This window comes from Streptomyces sp. NPDC015032 (assembly GCF_043080425.1).
GTDB lineage: Bacteria > Actinomycetota > Actinomycetes > Streptomycetales > Streptomycetaceae > Streptomyces.
Map to the genome: position 1 here is coordinate 37163 of NZ_JBIBVN010000027.1, position 20214 is coordinate 57376.

At 69.8% G+C, this 20214-nt stretch carries 17 protein-coding genes and 1 pseudogene; 6 read left to right on the forward strand and 12 right to left on the reverse strand.

Translation table 11 applies throughout. The annotated features are described in order from the left end of the window. Nucleotides 1–217 precede the first annotated feature (217 nt). The 4 genes from fxsA to ACF08M_RS29590 form a co-directional block, all read right to left on the reverse strand. Nucleotides 218–805 carry an FxsA family membrane protein gene (gene fxsA / locus ACF08M_RS29575; protein ID WP_392188315.1) on the reverse strand — a complete coding sequence of 196 codons (588 nt, stop codon included), beginning with the start codon at nt 803–805 and terminating at the stop codon, nt 218–220. Nucleotides 806–891: 86 nt separating this feature from the next. Then, entirely contained in the window at nt 892–1659 is a 768-nt protein-coding gene (locus tag ACF08M_RS29580) for a polyprenol monophosphomannose synthase (protein ID WP_392188316.1), read from the reverse strand. A gap of 549 nt (nt 1660–2208) precedes the next feature. Next, nucleotides 2209–3855, reverse strand: a complete 1647-nt coding sequence (locus tag ACF08M_RS29585; protein ID WP_392188317.1) for an amidohydrolase — start codon at nt 3853–3855, stop codon at nt 2209–2211. Between the two features lie 47 nt (nt 3856–3902). Then, nucleotides 3903–4343, reverse strand: coding sequence for an Lrp/AsnC family transcriptional regulator (locus ACF08M_RS29590; RefSeq protein WP_392188318.1), 441 nt, complete (start codon nt 4341–4343; stop codon nt 3903–3905). A gap of 203 nt (nt 4344–4546) precedes the next feature. On the opposite strand from ACF08M_RS29590, the gene ACF08M_RS29595 reads away from it, so the two are divergent. Then, entirely contained in the window at nt 4547–4927 is a 381-nt protein-coding gene (locus ACF08M_RS29595) for a hypothetical protein (protein WP_392188319.1), read from the forward strand. Nucleotides 4928–5388: 461 nt separating this feature from the next. On the opposite strand, the gene ACF08M_RS29600 is transcribed toward ACF08M_RS29595, so the two are convergent. Then, entirely contained in the window at nt 5389–6561 is a 1173-nt protein-coding gene (locus ACF08M_RS29600; protein WP_392188320.1) for an acyl-CoA dehydrogenase family protein, read from the reverse strand. 376 nt (nt 6562–6937) lie between these two features. Here ACF08M_RS29600 and ACF08M_RS29605 point away from each other — a divergent pair, with 376 nt between their 5' ends. After that, complete coding sequence (locus ACF08M_RS29605; protein ID WP_392188321.1) at nt 6938–8212, forward strand: glycoside hydrolase family 18 protein; 1275 nt, start codon at nt 6938–6940, stop codon at nt 8210–8212. A 279-nt stretch (nt 8213–8491) separates the two neighbouring features. After that, nucleotides 8492–8644: a hypothetical protein gene (locus ACF08M_RS29610; protein ID WP_392188322.1), complete on the forward strand. Its 153-nt coding sequence runs from the start codon at nt 8492–8494 to the stop codon at nt 8642–8644. A 43-nt stretch (nt 8645–8687) separates the two neighbouring features. On the opposite strand, the gene ACF08M_RS29615 is transcribed toward ACF08M_RS29610, so the two are convergent. Both ACF08M_RS29615 and ACF08M_RS29620 read right to left on the reverse strand, forming a co-directional pair. Further along, entirely contained in the window at nt 8688–9659 is a 972-nt protein-coding gene (locus ACF08M_RS29615) for an alpha/beta hydrolase (protein ID WP_392188323.1), read from the reverse strand. 63 nt (nt 9660–9722) lie between these two features. Continuing rightward, complete coding sequence (locus ACF08M_RS29620) at nt 9723–10718, reverse strand: helix-turn-helix domain-containing protein (RefSeq protein ID WP_392188324.1); 996 nt, start codon at nt 10716–10718, stop codon at nt 9723–9725. 1083 nt (nt 10719–11801) lie between these two features. Here ACF08M_RS29620 and ACF08M_RS29625 point away from each other — a divergent pair. The 3 genes and pseudogenes from ACF08M_RS29625 to ACF08M_RS29635 all read left to right on the forward strand — a co-directional run. Continuing rightward, nucleotides 11802–14606 carry a helix-turn-helix transcriptional regulator gene (locus ACF08M_RS29625; RefSeq protein ID WP_392188325.1) on the forward strand — a complete coding sequence of 935 codons (2805 nt, stop codon included), beginning with the start codon at nt 11802–11804 and terminating at the stop codon, nt 14604–14606. A gap of 53 nt (nt 14607–14659) precedes the next feature. Then, nucleotides 14660–15664 (forward strand): alpha/beta hydrolase, encoded by a 1005-nt coding sequence (locus ACF08M_RS29630; protein WP_392188326.1) that lies wholly within the window; start codon nt 14660–14662, stop codon nt 15662–15664. A gap of 176 nt (nt 15665–15840) precedes the next feature. Further along, a pseudogene (locus ACF08M_RS29635) lies at nt 15841–16018 on the forward strand (transposase); the annotation flags it as partial. Nucleotides 16019–16045: 27 nt separating this feature from the next. On the opposite strand, the gene ACF08M_RS29640 reads toward ACF08M_RS29635, so the two are convergent. From ACF08M_RS29640 to ACF08M_RS29660, 5 genes are all read right to left on the reverse strand, one after another. Further along, the gene (locus ACF08M_RS29640; RefSeq protein WP_392188327.1) at nt 16046–16195 is read right to left on the reverse strand and encodes a hypothetical protein; all 150 of its coding nucleotides are present in this window, start codon (nt 16193–16195) and stop codon (nt 16046–16048) included. 686 nt (nt 16196–16881) lie between these two features. Beyond that, nucleotides 16882–17496 carry an FMN reductase gene (locus tag ACF08M_RS29645; RefSeq protein ID WP_392188328.1) on the reverse strand — a complete coding sequence of 205 codons (615 nt, stop codon included), beginning with the start codon at nt 17494–17496 and terminating at the stop codon, nt 16882–16884. Beyond that, on the reverse strand, nt 17493–18590 hold the full coding sequence (locus ACF08M_RS29650) for an LLM class flavin-dependent oxidoreductase (RefSeq protein WP_392188329.1): 1098 nt from the start codon (nt 18588–18590) through the stop codon (nt 17493–17495). Before ACF08M_RS29650 ends, ACF08M_RS29645 begins: the two co-directional genes overlap by 4 nt. A gap of 68 nt (nt 18591–18658) precedes the next feature. Then, nucleotides 18659–19495: an alpha/beta fold hydrolase gene (locus ACF08M_RS29655; RefSeq protein ID WP_392188330.1), complete on the reverse strand. Its 837-nt coding sequence runs from the start codon at nt 19493–19495 to the stop codon at nt 18659–18661. Between the two features lie 188 nt (nt 19496–19683). Continuing rightward, complete coding sequence (locus ACF08M_RS29660) at nt 19684–20151, reverse strand: hypothetical protein (protein ID WP_392188331.1); 468 nt, start codon at nt 20149–20151, stop codon at nt 19684–19686. Nucleotides 20152–20214 lie beyond the last annotated feature (63 nt).

The window sequence follows — 20214 nt, forward strand, 5'->3', positions numbered from 1 at the left end:
TGCGCCCGCGCCTGTCCCTTCACCTGCGGGGGCGAGCGGGGGCCCCCCCCCCCCCCGCCCGCCCCCCCCCCCCCCCCCCCCCCCGGCGGGGGGGGCCCCCCCCCCCGGGGGGGCCCCCCCCCCCCGCGGCTCTGTCGTGTCGCCGCCCGGTACCGGGTGCCGGGACGCGCGGTCGCAACCCGGCACCCGGTACGACGTCAGGAGGCCGGCCTCGGGGTCAGGGGGTCAGCGGCGGGCGGGGGCCCTCGTCGGGGCGGGAGCCCGGCTGTGTACCGTCCTGACGGATGACCTCACCCTGCACGACCTTTCCGTCCGGCCGGTGAATACGAGCCTGCTGGAAGGCGTCGGAAAGGCTGCCGGGACCCGCGGTACGCATCCGGCGCTCCAGCGACCGCTCCGCGTACCGGCCCAGCGCCGAACGGACCGGCGGTACGAGCAGCAGAAGCCCCGCCACGTCCGAGACCACCCCCGGGATGATCAGCAGCAGCCCGCCGAGCATCAGGAAGCCGTTGCCCTCGCTTCCCGAGGGTGCGGCCTGCGGGGCCGCCGCCCCGGGCTGCCCCGGCATCCGCTGGAGCGTCTCGGTGAGGTTGCGGAAGGCCCGGCGGCCGGCCCGTTTGATCACCGCGGCCCCGAGCACGATCCCCGCCACCAGGAGCAGCAGCACGGTGAACCCGCCCGCCGCGTTCGCCACGACGGTGAGCAGCCAGATCTCCAGCACCGCCCAGGCGGCGATGGCGAGAGGAACGAAGGTACGGGCGCGTGAACGCCTCGGGGCGGTCGGGGGCGGTGTGCCGGTCGTCATGGTCCCCAGTGTGCCCGTACGGGCGTCCAAGCGGCGTATGGGGGGTGATCACGGGCGACGGGCCGACGCCCGCCGCCCATGGCGGATCAGATCGCCTTGCGGCCGAGAGCCCGGTTCGTACGGGAGGTGACCCCCCAGGAGGTGACCCGCCAGAGCGCCTCGACCAGGATGTCGCGGCTCATCTTCGAGTCACCGATCTCGCGGTCCACGAAGGTGATCGGGACCTCGACGACGTGATATCCGGCGTCGATGGCGCGGCGGGCCAGGTCGACCTGGAAGCAGTAGCCCTGGGAGGCGACCCGGTCGAGACCGATCCCCTCCAGGGTCTCGGCGCGGAAGGCCCGGTAGCCGCCCGTGACGTCCCTGGTCCGCAGCCCGAGGAGGAGCCGGGAGTACGTGCTGCCGCCGCGGGAGATCATTTCCCGCGTCTTGGGCCAGTTGACCACCCGCCCGCCCGGCACCCAGCGGGAGCCGAGCACCAGGTCGGCGCCCTTGAGCGCGGTGAGCAGCCGGGGCAGTTCCTCGGGCTGGTGGGAGCCATCGGCGTCCATCTCCACGAGCACGCCGTAACCGTGTTCGGTCCCCCAGCGGAAGCCCGCGAGATAGGCGGCGCCCAGCCCTTCCTTGCCCTTGCGGTGCAGCACCTGGACCTGGTCGTCGGCGGAGGCGAGCTCGTCCGCGACCTTGCCGGTGCCGTCGGGGCTGTTGTCGTCGGCGACCAGGATGTCGGCTTCCGGCACAGCCGCGCGCACCCGGCTGACGATCGGCTTGATGTTCTCGGCCTCGTTGTAGGTCGGAATGATCACCAAGGTTCTGCCGAGCGGGCCGTACCGCCTCTGACCGCCGTCGTTCACTTACTGCCCCTTAAGTCCGTACGCAGATGCACACCATATCCAGCGGACGGGGGGCCGATGCCGACGCGGTCGGGCGGGAGCGGGCACCGCCACGGACAGAAGGAGGGAAGTACGGACAGACTCCCTGACGGGAATCGACGGGAACTACGAATGGGGGCCCGGCGCCCTTCGGGCCGACCTGGGACCCGCTGGCTGCGGGTCGACCTAGAGCCGTTGTCTACTGAACGTCCGGGCCCCACCCGGGTCGCACCTACCGTCCGGCTGAGACCTTCCCTCGCCCCGAGGCGCGGGCGCTGAACCTGGCTGTCAGTGGTGGTGCGCCGGTGCGGCACACCACCCCATGACCCAGCGGCGTTCGACGACTGCGTGGAGGTTTAACCGGTCGGACGTCCTGTGGTGGACTCGGCCGAACCTACCGGCCGGTGGGCACTTTCTGTCAATAGTCGCCTGACCTGCAATGTTTACGGAACTTGCCTGGTCAGCAGCGAAGATCCGCAGGTCGCGACCGAGCGACGGCCTCTTCGATCGGCGGTGCGAAATGTCCGGACGTCACTCGTTCGGCCGTACGTAGACATTTTGTCCGAAGACCACGGTTCGCAGGCAGACCGGGAGCTCGGTGCCCGGGGTGAGATCCGGCAGGCCGGGCGTTCCCGACCTCGGATCGGTCGACCAGCGGGCGACCCGGTCGTCCGGAGCCTGGACCACCAGGTCGGAGGTGCGCCAGACCGCGTAGTCGGCCGGGGCGCCGGGCACCAGGGTCCCCGCGTCGTCACGGCCGACGGCCCGCCAGCCACCCCTGGTGTGGGCGGTGAAACCGGCCCGCACGGAGATCCGGTGCTCGGGCGTGCGGTGGAAGGCGGCGGCCCGTACGGTCCCCCAGGGGTCCAGCGGGGTCACCGGGCTGTCCGAGCCGAAGGCCAGGGGCACCCCGGCCCGCAGGAGCGCCGCGTACGGGTTGAGGGCCCTGGCCCGCCCGGCACCGAGCCGCCGGGCGTACATGCCCTCCTCACCGCCCCAGGCCGCGTCGAAGGCGGGCTGGACGGAGGCGGTCAGGCCCAGTTCCGCGAAGGCGGCAACGGTCTCGGGGGTGAGCATCTCGGCATGCTCGACCCGATGCCGGGCGGCCCGGATCCGGGCCGGGCCGAGCGTCTCGCAGGCGGCCCGGACGCCCTCCACCACGGCGGAGACCGCCGCGTCGCCGATGGCGTGGAAGCCGGCCTGCAGCCCGGCCTCGGTGCAGGCGGTGACGTGAGCGGCGATCTGCGCCGCGTCCAGATGGGCAATGCCCGTGTGTCCGGGCGGACCGTCGGCGTACGGCTCGTGCAGACAGGCGGTGTGCGAGCCGAGCGAGCCGTCGACGAAGAGATCCCCGGCCGCGCCGACCGCGCCGAGTTCCCGGATGCGGCGGGCATCCTTCTCGTCGGCGACCTGCTCGGCCCAGTAGCCGAAGACCCGCGGTCCGCTCTCCGCCGCGGCCAACTTCAGCAGCGCGACGAAATCCTCCTCGTCGGAGATGTCCGGGCCGCCGCACTCATGGACGGTGCCGATGCCGAGCGACGCGGCGTGACGCAGGGCGGCGCGCTGGGCGTCGGCGCGCTGCCGCGGCGAGACGGCGCCGTGGGCCGCGGCGCGCACCGCATGGTGAGCGGCCCCGGTCAGCGGGGCGTCGGGGTGGTACCCCGTCAGTTCGGTCACGCCCGGGACCAGATCGAGCAGGGCGGTGGTGACGACCGCCGAGTGCACGTCGACACGGGGCAGGTAGGCCGGCCGGCCGGGCGCGGCCGCGTCGAGCTCGCCGCGCGTCGGGGGACGCCCCTCGGGCCAGCGCGTGGCGTCCCAACCGTGCCCGAGGACGATCCGGTCGGCAGGGTGCGCCACCGCGTACGCGCGCAGGAGTCCGAGCGCCTCACCGAGTGTCCGGGCACCGGAGAGGTCGAGGCCGGTGAGGGCCAGGCCGGTCGAGGTGGTGTGGACATGGGCATCGGTGAAGGCGGGGGTGACCAGCGCGCCTTCGAGGTCGATCACCTCGTCGACGCCGCTCGCGAAGGCATCGGCGGCCCCTTCCGAGCCCACCCAGGCGACATGGCCGCGCTCGACGACCATGGCGGTGGCGAAGGGATCGGCGGGGCTGTGGACGTCTCCACCGCGCAGCAGCACGGTGCGGTGTTCGCCCTGGGGGGCAGCGCTCTCGGTCATGGGACCAGTCTCGCGCCTGTCCGGGCCCGCGCGTTCCGCGGCCCCCTTCAGATCTGCGGGGGCCGGGCCTCGTACGGCGTGGAGAGCACCACGGTGGTCCGGGTGGAGACACCGGCCAGCGAACGGATCCGGGTGAGCAGGTGCTCCAGCTCCAGCGGGGTCGCGACCCGCGCCTTGAGGATGTAGTTCTCGTCACCCGCGACGCTGTGACAGGCCTCCAGCTCCGGGACGTCCGCGAGGCGCTCCGCGATGTCGTCCGGTGCGCTCGGGTCGAAGGGTTTCACCGAGATGAAGGCGGTGAGCGGCAGCCCGACGGCCTCGGGGTCGACGACCGCGGCATAGCCCCGGATCACCCCGCGCTGCTCCAGCCTGCGGACACGCTGATGAACGGCCGAGGTGGACAGGCCCGTGGCCTTGCCCAGGTCGGTGTAGCTCATCCGCCCGTCCTTGACGAGCAACTCCACGATCTGTCGGTCCAGCTCCTCCATACGGATCAACCTATTGCCCCTGAAGCCTCCGGGCACAGTGGCGAGGGCCCCGGAAGGGCACCTGCGGCAGACATGTGACGAATACCACAGGTCTACGGGCGGTTAGCCACCCCCCTGGCGGTTACGGCCGATGCGCGACGGGAAGTGCTTGCTGTGGTCGAGGCCGTGGCGCCTTGTCGGCCCACCCGAGGGGGGAATTTCCCATGCAGAGCCTGAAGCTCACCGGACACACCGAACCGGAACCCGCCGATCCGGTTGAGGACACCGTTTCCGACGCGTACGACATGTTCGAGATGTACCGGGTGATCTGCCCGGACTGCGCGCAGCCGATCGCGCTGCTGGCGGACGAGGACGTACTGCCGGAGCACGCGCTGTGCCCGACTCCGTGGAACCCGTTCGTACTGACGGTCTGCGCCGGCACGGGTCGCGCAGCGTCGCAGACGCGGCCCGCCGACGAGTCGCTCGACCTCCAGGAGCAGGAGACTGGCCTGCTGTTGACACTCCCTCAGGGGTTCGACTGGAGAATGCAGCCGTTCTCGCACGCCGGTGGCCCCGGCTCGCGCCCGCTGCGACGCGCCGCCTGAGAGGACCCCCGCACGGCCGGCCCGGAGGCATCCGGGCCCGTCGCACCATCGCGCCGCACCACGACGGCCCGGCCGACGTGGTGCCCGCACCCGAGCGAACTCCGCCGCGCGGAGACCGGGCGAACGGGCTCGCGAAGGCGAACGGGCTCGCGAATCGGCCGGGCAGTGACCCCGGCCCGCCTCGCACCGTTGGCCGGGCATGACCCTGCTGCATTCCACGGCCGGTTCCGGCCGTCGCCGCCTCACCGCTCCGACCGCCGAAGAATCGGTTCCGCAGCCCGGTTCGCATCCGGCGCCGCGGCCGACGTCTCCCCGGTCGGTGCCGCACTCCACCGATCCGCCCATCTACCGGTCCCTGCTGCGTCGTTGGGAGGGCGCCGGACGGACCCTGCCGGGCCGCCATGACCAGGAATGGAACCGGATCATGGCGACGCCCGTGTGGTCGGAACGGCCGCTGCGGATCAGCGCGTCTCAGGACCCGCGAGGTGGCGCGCGATGACCATCCGCTGGATCTGATTGGTGCCTTCGACGATCTGCAGCACCTTGGCCTCGCGCATCAGCCGCTCGACGGGGAAGTCGAGGGTGTAGCCGTATCCGCCGAGGACCTGGACGGCGTCGACGGTGACCCGCATGGCCGCGTCCGTGCAGAACAGCTTGGCCATGGCCGCCTGGCGCGAGAAGGGCTTGCGCTCGTCGCGCAGCCGGGCCGCCTCCAGGTAGAGCGCCCGGCCCGCCTCGATCTGGGTGGCCATGTCGGCGAGCATGAAGCGCAGGCCCTGGAAGTCGGCGATGGGGCGGCCGAACTGCTGCCGCCCGGTGGCATAGGCGACGGCTTCGCCCAGGGCGGCCTGGGCGACACCGATCGCGCAGGCGGCGATGCCCAGACGACCGGAGTCGAGTGCGGACAGGGCGATCGCGAAGCCCTGGCCCTCCTCGCCGATCCGGCGCGCGTCGGCGACCCGTACGCCGTCGAAGTTCAGCTGGGCGGTGGGCGATCCCTTCATGCCCATCTTCTTCTCGGGGGCGGCGGCGTTCAGCCCCTCGGCGCCGCCGGGGACCAGGAAGGCGGTGATGCCGCGGGCTCCCTCGGCCCCGGTGCGGGCCAGGACCGTGTAGAAGTCGGCGATGCCACCGTGGGTGATCCACGCCTTGGTGCCGGTGATGACCCAGTCGTCGCCGTCCCGTACGGCCTTCGTACGGAGCGAGGCGGCATCCGAGCCCGAGGCGGGCTCGGAAAGGCAGTAGGCGCCCAGCAGGCCCCCGCCCAGCATCGCCGGGAGGTGTTCGGCCTGCTGCTCCTTGGTGCCGAATCCGGCGAGCGCATGGCAGGCGAGGGAGTGGACGCTGACACCGAGACCGACGGTGAGCCGGGCGGCCGCCAGTTCTTCGAGGACCTGGAGGTAGACCTCGTACGGCTGGTCGCCGCCGCCGTGGGCGGAGTCGTAGGGCAGTCCGAGCAGTCCGGACTCGGAGAGCAGTGTGAAGACTTCACGCGGGAAACGGCCCGCGTCCTCCTCCTCGGCCGCCCGCGGCTCAATCTCTCGCTGGGCAATGTCGCGAACGAGTGCGACGAGCTGCCTGGACTCCTCGGTGGGCAGACGGCGTTCCACCAATTGCGGGGCACGGTCGGACATGACGGCGCTCTCCTCCCTGTCGGGCGTTGCGACGGTCGCGCGTGCGGGGTGTGGACGGCGCCGCCGGGGGGACTTCCAGGCAGAGCCCGGAAGAGCACTACTGCCCAGCCGGTGCCGGCCCCTCGGATCACGAGAGCCGCTGGCCAGCGGCTGTGGCGGCTTGAGTATGCCCGATCGGACGATATCCGTCACGGGGTGCCGAGGCGACTCGGCGGTGAGCGGACGATCAACCGGCATTGGTCCGAACCATTGACCCAACTGGTCTAGTCCATCTACGGTTTCATCCGAACCGGCCTTTCCGCGTTCATGCCAAGTGCACGGAATGGCCGGCAGCACGCCCCCACTCGCGAGTTCCCTCCCCCCACGAGGAGACAAGATGTTTGGACCGCATCGTCCCCGCACCCGTTTCCGGGCGCTCGCCGCAGCCGCCTGTACCACCGCCCTCGGAGCCGCCCTACTGGGCGTCGCGGGCACCTCATCGGCCGGCGCGGCCCCCACCACCACGCGGGCCGCGGCCCCGGCAGCCGACGGAGCCGCCCCCACAGCGGCCGGCGACAAGGTGGTCGGGTACTTCACCAACTGGGGTGTCTACCAGCGCAATTACCACGTCGGGAACATCGAGACCTCGGGTTCCGCCGACAAGCTCACGCACATCAACTACGCCTTCGGCAACGTCACCGGCGGCAAGTGCGCGATCGGCGACTCGTACGCCGACTACGAGAAGGCCTACACGGCCGACCAGTCGGTCGACGGGGTGGCGGACACCTGGGACCAGGACCTGCGCGGCAACTTCAACCAGTTGCGCAAGCTGAAGAAACTGCACCCGAACCTCAAGGTCATCTGGTCGTTCGGCGGCTGGACCTGGTCCGGCGGCTTCGGCGAGGCGGCGAAGAACCCGGCCGCGTTCGCCGAGTCCTGCTACAGCCTGGTGGAGGACCCCCGCTGGGCCGATGTCTTCGACGGCATCGACATCGACTGGGAGTACCCCAACGCCTGCGGCCTGACCTGCGACACCAGCGGACGTGACGCCTACGGCAACCTGCTGGCGGCGCTGCGCTCCAAGTTCGGCGCGGACAACCTGGTCACCTCGGCGATCTCGGCCGACGGCTCCGACGGCGGCAAGCTCGATGCCGTCGACTACGGCGGCGCGGCGAAGTACGTCGACTGGTACAACCCGATGACGTACGACTTCTTCGGTGCCTGGGACGCGAAGGGCCCGACCGCCCCGCACTCCCCGCTCACCTCCTACGAGGGCATCCCGAAGGAGGGCTTCAACAGCGAGGCCGCCATCGCCAAGCTGAAGGCTCAGGGCGTCCCCGCCTCGAAGCTGCTGCTCGGCATCGGCTTCTACGGCCGCGGCTGGACCGGCGTCACGCAGGACGCGCCCGGCGGCACCGCCACCGGCGCGGCCCCCGGCACCTACGAGGCGGGCATCGAGGACTACAAGGTCCTCAAGAACAGCTGCCCCGCCACCGGCACCGTCGCCGGCACGGCGTACGCGCACTGCGGCACCAACTGGTGGAGCTACGACACCCCGGCCACCATCGCCACCAAGATGGACTACAAGAACCAGCAGGGGCTGGGCGGCACCTTCTTCTGGGAGCTCAGCGGCGACACCACCGACGGCGAACTGATCAAGGCGATCAGCTAGTCGAGGCCGGTCACACCTGTCACGGCAGCAGTCGCGGTCATGGCATCTCGCCCGGTCGGCAGCGGGTGTCCCCCGAGGACCCGACCACCGTGCCCGCACGACGGGCCCCGGGGGCAGTGACGTTCGTCACCGCCCCCGGGGCCCCGCTCCGCGTCAGCGGATGCCGACGGCGGACCCGTTCTTCCGATCGCAGCAGCATGGATTCCGACCGACTACAAAGACAGGAACGGACTGGGTTTTACGTGCCAAGACATACGCAGTGCGTCCCGGGTTCACGTGGTGGCGACGAAGAGCTGGCTGCGGCTCTTCTTGATCTCGCGCTCGTACCGATTGGCGTCGGTGTTCTCGTACTGGTCGACGAGGGCGGTGCGCGAAAAAATCCCGTCGCTCGCGCTGGTGATCGCGAGCTACGAGTATCGATACGCTGCGTGACCTGCAACGACAACTCTACGACCCCACAGGCGGCGACGGCGGGTCAGGCCGGGTGAAGTGCGGTGCGAAGGGTGTCGGTGGCCAGAGTGATGGCGGTCTGGGCACCTTGGGTGGGGCGCAGGGCGTTGAGCATCACGAAGTCGTGGATGACGCCCTGGATGCGGACGGCGGTCACGGCGACGCCTGCGGTGCGGAGGTTGGCGGCGTATGCCTCACCCTCGTCGCGCAGGACGTCGGCCTCTCCGGTGATGACCAGGGCCGGGGGCAGGCCGGTGAGCTGGTCAGTGGTGGCCCGCAGCGGGGAGGCCGTGATCTGCGCGCGGTCCTCCTCGCTGGTGGTGTACTGGTCCCAGAACCACTGCATGCCGTCGCGACGCAGGAAGTAGCCGGTGGCGAAATGGTGGTAGGAGTCGGTATCGAAGCTCGCGTCGGTGACCGGGTAGAACAGGACCTGCTGGAGCAGGGCCACGTCGCCGCGCTCCTTGGCCATCAGAGTCAGCGCCGCGCTCATGTTGCCGCCGACGGAGTCGCCGACCACGGCCAGCCGCGCGCCGTCCAAGTTCTTGTCGGCCCCCTGGGTGACGATCCACTGGGCAACGGCGTAGTTCTGCTCGATGGCCACCGGATAGCGGACCTCGGGCGACAGGTCGTACTCGGGGAAGACCACCGCGGCGTGCGCGCCGACGACCAGCTCGCGGACCAGGCGATCGTGGGTGTGGGAGTTGCCGAAGACCCATCCGGCGCCGTGGATGTAGAGGATCACCGGCAGCGTGCCGGTGGATCCGGCCGGCCGCACGACCCTCGCCCGCACGCTGCCGGTGGGACCACCCGTGACGGTGATCCACTCCTCGTCGATCGCCGGCAGTTCGACCTCACCCGACTGGACCTCGTCCACGGCCTTGCGTCCCTCGACCGGATCCAGGTCGAACAGGTACGGCGGGTTCGCCGTCGCCTCGGCGAACGCCAGGGCCTCGGGTTCGAGGACGGGCTGGACCGGAGTCGTCGCATCAGGCATCTGCAGCTCCTTGTGTGGCGGGAATACTTCCCTGATCACCACGCTATGGACTGCTGCCACTGGTCACTTGCCCGTCGGTGCACCGTCGGTGTTCCCACAGTGTGCTCCGGATCGCCCCTGGAGCTGCCATTCGCGGGGCGTCATACCGTAGGCCGCGCGAAAGACCCGGCTGAAATGACTGGGACTCACAAAACCCCAGCGCTGGGCGACTGCCGCCACCCCCACCTCCCTGGCCATGGGCCGGAGGAGTTCCCGGCGGCACCGTTCAAGTCGCTGCGTCCGGATCCAGCCGCCCACGGTCGTGCCTTCGAGTTGGAACAGCTTGTGCAGGTAGCGGACCGACATGAAGTGCGCTTCGGCGATCCTGGACGGTGACAGGTCGGGATCGTCGAGGTTGCGCATGACGTGGTCCTTCACACGCTCGAGAGAGGCGGCGGCAACATGCGGGCCCTCGGAAGCAGAGCGTCCGCGGCGCTCGTCGATGAGCATCACCATCAGATCGAGCGCGGTTGCAGCGACCCGGCGGCCGACACCGTCGTCCAAACCCTCGGCTTCGCGCGCCATGCGCGCAAGAAAGGTCGCCACGAGTGCGGCGCTGCCCTCCTCGCTGGTGAAGGTGGTGGCAGTCAATGCCTGCAGATCCTCGTCCCGCACGTGAAGATCTTCGCGAGGGAAATGGAAGGAGGTGAAAGCAAAATCTCCTTCGACTTTAATCCTGAACAGGCGGGATGAGTCACTGATGGAGAATTCTCCCGGCCCTATCACGGATTCCCGCCCGTCCTGCTCCTTTGTCGCGGTGCCCTGCTGCTGGAGGCTGACGATCAGTGACTTCCGGTCGTCGCGGGAGATGTGGCGCTTGTTGCGCGTCACTACCTGTGATCCCGCCTGAACGCGGGAGATGTGCAGGGTGCCGAGCTGGCTGCTGACGATCTTTCCGGGCGACGGCTCCTTCTCCAGCAGATTCACATCCATCGGCATAAAGGTGCCGGAAACCGCTTCATGCCAGCGCTCCGCCCGGTCGGCAGCGGACAGCGGCGCGGTGGAGAGAACAATGGGCAAGGACTTCCTCCTTGGACGTCGTGGGCGCTCGGGAGAAGATCCGTACGCGAATCCTCTGCCTGCACTGCCGGAGTGAACCCCGCTGGTCGGGGGCCGGACTGCAGATCGCATCTGCCTGTGCCCCAGCCTGACGGGCGACCGGGGCAGGCGCATCAGTCAGTCGACTGGTCGTAGCCCGCAGGCGTCCTGGCCGAGGCGCGTCGGCTGCCCGGTGCCCGGGAAGCGGCTGCCGGACGGCTGGACGCGGCGGCCGTACTGGCCCGGCGAGACGCCTTCGTCTAAGGACGAGGGCCGGGTGGCTTGGCCGGCCGGCATCGGCGCGGACCTGGTGCGTGGCCACGGCCGTCTGGACGGCCTCCGGCGAGTGCGGGTCTCGCAACCCGACGGCAGGAGCGTCCTGCCGGCCGCACGTCATGCGTCGTCGTCAGCACTGGAAGCAGCGCGGTGCTGCCCGACCTGCCGGGCAGCACCGAGGTGCGGGCCTGAAGCAGCCGCGAGGCGACCTCCTCGCCCGCCGCCCGGGCCATCGGCTACGTCGATCACCGTGCCCTGCTCACCCACCAGGGCAGGTGCCAGGCCCGGATCGCCAGAGCTGCGATCGCGGCCCGCGCCGAGGGACGCCCCACGCACGCCGTAAGGGCCTCGGCGGCGCGGCCGAAGTGTCGATACTCGGCCACCGCTGTGAAGCACCACACCAGCCGCAGGCAGAAGGCTCCGCGGGCGCTGACGAGTCGAGCACTCCTCCGGAGCGGCGCTTGCTCGACCACTCTCGCCGAGTGGTCCAGTTCGGCACGCGGCCGGGTTGATGCCGGCGGCGGCCACGATCTCCCGGAGTGTGGAGGAGCCATCGGGTGGCCCAGCCCGGCGAGTCCGGGCCTTGGCCCGTTACCTCTGTGACGGTCTCGACAGAAAGGTGTGCCATTCGTTGCCTCGAATAGGGCAATAGTATGCTTTATCTTCTGGCCAGCAGGGGCAGGGAGCACATCACATAGACGCTGACGGGACGAGGGATCCACACCATGAACGAGCTGACCGGTCGCTTCTGCGTGCGCTCTCCCCGACTGCTTTCGGCTGGGGCACACCATGGGCACTAGGCACAGCGCGACGAGCCGGCCGGAGCCCGTCACCGGGCTGACGGGCCGGGAATCGGAGGTCGGCCGGATCCTGGACGCGATCGAGCATGGTCAAAGCACCCCGCGAGCGCTGCTCATCATCGGCGAGGCGGGTAGCGGCAAGACATCGTTGCTGGAGGTCGCTGCCGAGCACGCGCGGGTGACCGGGGCGTATGTGCTGAGGTCTCAGGGCTGTGCCGGCGAGTCGGAGCAGTCGTTCGCAGCCCTGCACCAGTTGCTGCTTCCGCTCATGCCCGGCGCCGCCGATCTCCCCGGCCATCTGCGGGAGGTTCTGGAGACCTCGTTCGGCCTCGCCCCGATCACCAGGCCCGCCGATCCGATGCTGCTGCGTGTCGCCGTCCTCACCCTGCTGACCGGGGCTTCGCGCCACCGACCTGTCGTGCTGCTCGGCGATGACATCCAGCTCTTCGACCGCGACTCCCTCGACGTCCTGGGGTTCGTGCTGCGCCGTTTCGCGGCCGAGCCGGTGACGGTGCTCCTCACAGCCAGGGGGCTGACACCTCCGGACGCTGCTGTCGCGCACCTGCCAGTCCTGTCGTTGGGACCGCTGACGGTCCAGGCGGCGGCCCGCCTCCTGGACGCGCAACCCGAGTCTCCCACCGGCAGGGCCCGGAGTGATGTTCTGGACCAGGCTGACGGCAATCCTCTGGCCATCATCGAACTGTGCCGTTCCGTGCGGTCGGGCAGCCCGCTTGGTCTGAACGACGGCGCACTGCCCCGGACCCAGCGGATCCAGGAGATGTTCTCCGCCCGGTTGCGCGCGCTGCCGGTCACCACCCAACGGTTGGTGCTCTACGCAGCGGCTTCCTCGGACCAAGAGGACCTGGAAACCATTATGTCCGCAGCGGGAGCAGGCACGGACCTGTCGGTATGGGCGCCCGCGGAGGACGCTGGGCTGATCACGATTGCAGGCCGCCAGGTGGGTTTCCGGCACCCGCTCGTGCACGCGGCCGCCTACCAGGGCGCCTCGGCGCACCTGCGCCAGCGAGCACACATCGACCTCGCGGCCGTGCATCGGAACGATCCGGCACGCCAGGCCTGGCACTTGGCCGCGGCCTGCATCGGCCAGGATGAATCCGTGGCGGCGACCCTGGAGGACACCGCAGAACTCGTCGAACAGCGTGGCGGATTCTACGCGGCCGCACGGGCCCTGGAGCGATCCGCCGAGTGCAGTCCCGCTCCGGAGGACCGGGCCCGCCGATACGCCAAAGCGCTGAGAGCCGCCAACTGCGCGGGCGACACATTCTGGGTGCGCGAGCTCTACGCCAAGGTCACCGCACTGACCAAGGACCGCGACCTGCTCGCCGTTGCGGCGAACGGGGCCGGTCTGGCTCTTTCCATGTCCGGCCATCAGCGGGAAGCGTTCCAGCTCCTGATCGGCGCCCTGGAACCGGACCTGCCGCAGGACGCCAGGACAACGCTCGCGGTGACCGCCGTGATCGGTGCGGTCGCCTTCCAGTCAGGCCTGTCCGAGGTCAGGCGCCCGCTGGTTCCCCTCCTCGAAGCAATCGAGACCAGCGCCGTCAGTACGCCATACTCCGAGCTGGTTGCGGACGAGGCCGTCAGCGCGTTGCGGGCAGTCATCCTCTGCGAAGCGGATCCGATCAGGAACGCCCCTGCCCTGCTGAGCCGAACCCGGCGGCCGAGCCTGCTGGAGCCGCTGACCGGCATCGCGGAGCTGATCCGATTGCAGACGTTGGGCGCGGTTGCCTGGTGGGCCGACGAGTCCGACCTGTGCGTCAATACCTTCCGGCAGGCGTTCGCCATGCTCCGCTCGTACGGAGCCATCGGAACGGGCGCAATCGCCCTCTCGGCAATGGGCTCGGCCCTGATCGATGTCGGGCTGTGGGAAGAAGCCGACGAACTGCTGGACGAGGCAGCAACCCTGGCGGCCGTCCAGAAGTTGAAGCACATCGAAGTCGACGTCGAGGCCCTACGAGTGACGCTGCAAGCCCTGCGCGGCCGCTCCGCCGGTGCCGGGATCTTGACGGACCCCGCCTGGGCAGTTGTCAACCTGGAGGAGAACACAGCCACCCACGCACGGCTGCTGCGCGCGGCGGGCACCGCCGCCGCAACCGCCGGCGACTACGACGGGGCACTGCGCCACTTCCGGCAGCTGTTCCACCAGGACGGCACCCCTCTGCACTACTTCCTCTCCCACGGCTCCATCGCCGACCTCGCCGCCGTCGCCCAGCGGACCGGACGCCAGGAGGAGGTCGAGCCTGTCGTCGCGGCGGTACGCAAGGCGCTGGGACCGCATCCGACAACCCGTATGATGCTGCTACTGCACCACGCCACCGCGCTGGTCGGTGACCCGACGCAGGCAGAGCACCACTTCCGCCTGGCCCTGTTCAACCCGGCCGGTGAACAGTGGCCGCTCGCCCGTGCGCAGGCCCGGCTTCACTACGCCCAGTGGCTGCGCAGACGACGGCGCCCGCTGGACGCCCGCCCACTCCTGGCCTCGGCAATGGAGGCTTTCTCCCGGCTCGGTGCCGCGGCCCTGGCCGACGAGGCTCGGGCCGAACTCCGGGCGAGCGGCGTCGCCACGTCATCCGACCGGCCCGATCCGCTGTCGGAACTGACCGCCCAGCAGCAGCAGATCGTACGGCTGGCGGCGCAGGGCCTGGGCAACAAGGAGATCGGAGAGAAGCTCAAGCTGTCCCCCCGCACGATCGGCTCGCATCTCTACCAGGTGTATCCGAAACTCGGCGTCAGCAGCCGCCACCAGCTCCGCGACGTCATTGGCGTCCTGTGAACGAAGCGGAGCCAACTGGCGTGTACCGTCCCGATCGCTACGAGGAATTAGAGGTGAGGCGTGTGGAGTACAAGCCCGTCACCGGCGGAGGCGGTCCCGATCGCCCCGCCGTGGTCCTCGACCCCGTCGTCCAACGGTTGGTCGACGCCTCGGCTGACCCGCCGCACCTGCATCAGCTCGGTCCGGTCGACGGCCGGGAGGCACTCCTGGAGGCCCAGGGGCATCTGTTGGACGACTTCGCCGTGGACGCCGAGTTCTGGGCGGTGCCGGTCGGCCCCTCCGGACTGGTCGGCTTCTGGACCTTCCGCCCTGCAGCGCGGAGCGGTCCGCTCCCTGTGGTCCTTTACGTCCACGGGGGCAGGTGGATGCTCGGTGACGCGCAGACCCACACCCGGATGATCTGTGAACTCGTGACCGCCAGCGAAGCCGTGTTCGTGGTCCCCGAGTACACGCGCACTCCCGAGGCCCGGTACCCGGTAGCGCTCGAAGAGTTGTACGCCGTATTGACCTGGCTGACCGACAACGCCTCAGACCTCGCACTGGACAGTCGGAGGCTGGCGGTGGCCGGCGACTGCGCGGGCGCCACCATGGCCACAGCGCTCACCATGATGGCCAAACAACGCGGCGGCCCGCGCATGCGCGCACAACTGCTCTACTACCCGATGACCGCCCCACACTGCGACACTGTCTCGCGGAAACACTTCGGGTCCGGCTACCTCCTGACCACGAAGGCCCTGGACTGGTACTGGCAGCAGTACACGGACGACGATCGAGAACTCGCCGAAGCCACCGCCTCCCCGCTACGGGCAACCACCGCCGAGCTCGCGGGCCTGCCCCCCGCACTGATCGTCACAGCCGAGGCCGACGTCGTACGGGACGAGGGGGAACAGTACGCGCGTCAACTACAGCAAGCAGGCGTGGCCGTGACCGCCATCCGCTACCTCGGAACAATCCACGACTTCGCGTCTCTGAACGCTCTACGCGACAGCCCGCCCACCCAAACCGCCATCCGCCAAGGCGGTGCCTTCCTCAAAGACGCTCTCGCTACTGGGCATTGAGAGCGTGGAGGTGAACCGTGCTCTCACTGGATCAACGGCCAAGGAGCAGTCCAAGGCCGAGTACGTCGTAGCCCCAGCGGAAGAGCTGTCTGCCAGGACGTTATTGCATCTGGCGGGCTCGTTGGCCTTCGACCGCGATGATCACGGAACGTCTTGTCCCGGACGGATGATGGGAGTTGTTCCAGCGGGTGGTGCCGGTGGCACCAACACGTCGCAAGGCGGCGGGCGACGACGCTACGAGACCGGGAGGTGCTGGCCGCCATCTTGTTCGTGGCTACCTCCGGGCGCACCTGGCGGCAGGCCCCGGAGAGGTCAGGTCCATCATGGTCCACGGTGTTCCGGCGCTTCACCGAGTGAAGCCAGGCCCGGGTATGGGGCAAGCTACACCGCCTGGTGACGAGCTGCCGTCATCGCGGACGCGGCTTCCGCGTCGGCCCGCGTGTCCGTCAGCCATCCGGCGTCGAGGAGGACTCGGATCATGACCCGCATGGCCCCGATGTGCCCGGCCCGGGCCCGCTGCCCTGTCTGCACGTCAGTAGTTGCGGAACCCCGTCGGCGCAGTCGGCAACGCGGAGAACACCCGGGTCAGGAACTGCGCCCAGGACGTCCTCCGCGATCTGCTCGACCGTCTGGTCCGCGAGCGGGCCCAGGGGCTTCGTGCGCGCCCGCCTGCTGGATCCTGTCCAGTGTCGTGCGCACGCGAAGCCAGAACCGCCGGCTGAGCACTCCGGCAAGGTCCGGAGCCGAGTGATGTCCGGCAGCGGCGGAGATCAGCCCTTTTCAGCAGAGGGGCGAGCGGCACGAACCGGTCGTCGAGGTCCGATCCCCGTGGAACACCCGCATCCCGCGCCGCTTCACAGATGTCAAAGCCTGCCCGAGAATCGTGGTCTCGCCGCTGCCTGCGGGGCCTTCGACACGGACGATCCCGCCTTCGCGGCGGGCCGGCAAGTCGAGCCGCTCCTCGATGTGCTCCAGTTCCGTCTCCCTGGCGCGGACCGGTACCCTCACCCCGCCGAGGTCCTCGGGGAGGGCCGTGTTGTCAATCGGTTCACTCCCATTCCGCCGCCCGGGACCGCACCGATGAGACTCGGTTCCGGGCGCGGTAACGGCGGGTCGTCATGAACCATGGGGCCGACCCGACCTCCCCGAGGGTGTCCCTGGCCTCGGGGAGGCTGGCAATGGAGGGGACGCCGCCCTCCCTTATTTGCCGGTGGGCCTCAGTCGAAGCGCAGGTCGGCGAGTTGCCGTTCCAGCGCGGCGACGTCGTCCTCGGGCTCGGCACGAGCCGGGCGGGCGGTCATCAGCACGGCCAGTTCGCCGCCCGCCCGCCGGATGCGCGCGGGAAGGCCGTCGGTGTACTCGTCTCCTCTCGATCCCCAGTCCTCGGACGCCGCGTACACCGCCGTGGGGACGACGGCGGCGCGCAGATAGGAAAAGAGCGGGCGCAGGGCGTGCTCCAGGACCAGGGAGTGGCGGGCGGTCCCACCCGTCGCCGCGACCAGGACCGGTTTCCCCGTGAGGGCGTCCGGGTCGATCAGGTCGAAGAAGGACTTGAACAACCCACTGTAGGAAGCCGTGAACACGGGGGTCACGACGATCAGGCCGTCGGCCTCCGTCACCGCATCGATCACCGCGGCCAGTCGGGACGGTGGAAAGCCGGTTACCAGGTGGCCGGCGATGTCGCGGGCCAGTTCGCGCAACTCGACGATCTCGGTGGGCACGGTGTGCCCCTGGGCCGCGAGATCGCCGCGGGCAGACTCGATGAGCCGGTCCGCGAGCAGGCGGGTGGAGGAAGGGGTGCTCAGCCCAGCGGAAACAGCGATCAGCTTCATGCGGCCGTGGCTCCCCGCGACTTCGCGGCAGCGGTGCCCCGAGCCGTGTGCGTCGGCGCGTTCGGCACATCGGCGGGGCGTCCGTTTGCGAACTCCTTGCGCAGCACGGGCACGACCTCCTCGCCGAGGATGTCGAGCTGTTCCAGGACGGTCTTCAGGGGCAGGCCCGCGTGATCCATCAGGAAGAGCTGGCGCTGGTAGTCGCCGACGCTCTCCCGGAAGGTCAGGGTCCGCTCGATGACCTGCTGGGGAGAGCCCACGGTCAGCGGGGTCTGCTCGGTGAACTCCTCGAGCGACGGGCCGTGGCCGTACACGGGAGCATTGTCGAAGTAGGGGCGGAACTCCCGTACGGCGTCCTGGGAGTTCTTTCGCATGAAGACCTGTCCACCGAGACCCACAATGGCGTCTTCCGGACGGCCGTGACCGTGGTGAGCGTACCGGCGTCGGTACAGCTGCACCATGCGCCTTGTGTGGTCCGTCGGCCAGAAGATGTTGTTGTGGAAGAAACCGTCGCCATAGAACGCGGCCTGCTCCGCGATCTCCGGGGACCTGATGGATCCGTGCCAGACGAATGGTGGGACGCCGTCCAGCGGCCGGGGTGTCGAGGTGAAGGCCTGGAGCGGCGTACGGAACGTGCCCTCCCAGTCCACGATGTCCTCGCGCCACAGTCGGCGCAGCAGCGCGTAGTTCTCCTTGGCGAGGTTGATGCCCTGGCGGATGTCCTGGCCGAACCACGGGTAGACGGGACCGGTATTGCCCCGGCCCAGCATGAGGTCGACCCGGCCGTCGGCCAGGTGCTGGAGCATCGCGTAGTCCTCGGCGATCTTCACCGGGTCGTTGGTGGTGATCAGCGTCGTGGCGGTGGACAGGATCAGCTTCTCGGTGCGGGCCGCGATGTAGCCGAGCATGGTGGTCGGGGACGACGGGACGAACGGCGGGTTGTGGTGCTCGCCGGTCGCGAAGACGTCCAGGCCGACTTCCTCGGCCTTGAGCGCGATGGCAATCATCGCCTTGATGCGCTCGTGTTCGGTCGGAGTGCGACCGTCGGTGGGGTCGGGGGTCACGTCCCCGACGGTGAAGATGCCGAACTGCATGGGCTCTCTGCTCTCCTGAATCTGCCTGGATCCCGCGGATGCAGGCCGTGGAAGCGGCGGGTACGGCGTCACTTCGACAGGAAGGCGAGGAGGGCCGTGTTGACCTCCTCCGCGTGGGTCCACAGGAGGCCGTGCGGGGCGCCTTCGATCTCCACGTAGTCGGCGGACGGGAGCATCTGGTGGAACGGGCGCGCCGTTCCCTCGGCCGGGAGGATCCGGTCGGCCGTTCCGTGCAGGATGAGCGCCGGAACGTCGATGGCGGGGATGTCGGCGCGGAAGTCCGTGTACCAGGTGGAGGGCGCGGCCGCGGCCGCGAAGGAGCCGCCGCCGGCCGCCACGTTCCAGCTGTTGCTCACCGCTTCGGCGCTGATCCTGGTGCCGAGGTTCTCGTCGAGGTTGTAGAAGTCGTTGAAGAAGGCCGTGTAGTAGGCGTACCGGTCGGCCTTGACGGCGGCGACGACTCCGTCGAAGAACTCCTTGGGGGCGACGCCGTCGGGGTTGTCGTCGTTCTTGAGCAGGAAGGGCTCCAGCGAGGCCAGGAAGGCGACCTTGGCAACCCGGTCGGAGCCGTACGCGGACACGTAGCGGGCGACCTCACCGGTGCCCATGGAGAATCCGACCAGGACGGCGTTGCGCAGGTCGAGGGTCTCCATCACAGTGTTCAGGTCGGCGGCGAAGGTGTCGTAGTTGTACCCGGCCGTCGGCTGGGAGGACTGCCCGAATCCGCGGCGGTCGTAGGTGATCACACGGTAACCGGCGTCGAGCAGCGCAGCGCTCTGCCGCTCCCAGGAGTGTCCATCGAGCGGGAAGCCGTGGATGAGGACGACCGGCTGGCCGGCTCCGTGGTCCTCGTAGTACAGGTCGATGGCGGTGGAGTTCTCCTGGCCCACGGTGATGTACGGCATGGGGTGCTTCCTCAATTCGGGTCGGTGGTCCGCGCATCGGTGCGGCGCGGAATGCCGTCACGCTATGACCGGCGCGGCGCCGTCTGTTGTCGCGTGACGCACCGCGCCTTGCCCATGGGCGCAGAGTTCCGCCCGGAATCAGCCGATGTCGGACGGCTCGACGTCGGCTTCCGCCGGCACGAGCCGGGTCAACTGGACCCTGGAGCTGACCGAGAGCTTGCGGAAGACCGACGCGAGATGGTGTTCACCGTGTGTGGGAGGACGAACAGAGCCGCGGCGGCTGACCGGTTGGTGTGCCACGCGGCAACCAGCCGGGCGACCTTGCGTTCCGAGGCGGCGAGCGCGTCCCAGTCCTGGGTGGGACGCGGCCGGGCCGCAGTGCGCCGGTTGGAGCGGATCAGGGCCCGGCCGAGGACCGCCCGGACCCGGTCGGCCCCGAAGCCGGCTCCTGCCTGCGCGTATGTCTCGTAGGCTCTGGTCAGCGCAGGTATCGCGGCGCCGTCGCCAGTGATCAGCGGCGCGCGCCCGAGTATGTATGCGGCGTCGTCGACCATGCTGCGATGGGGCACGGCCGGAGCCACCACCTTCAGTCCGGCGGCGGCCAGTTCGGGGATGACGCGGGCGTAGCTGGAGGCGTCAGCGAAGGCGACGTGCACCAGCACGACGTCGGGGCCGACAGGTCAGGACATGAGTGAGCTCCTCGATGCGCGGGCTGTGGT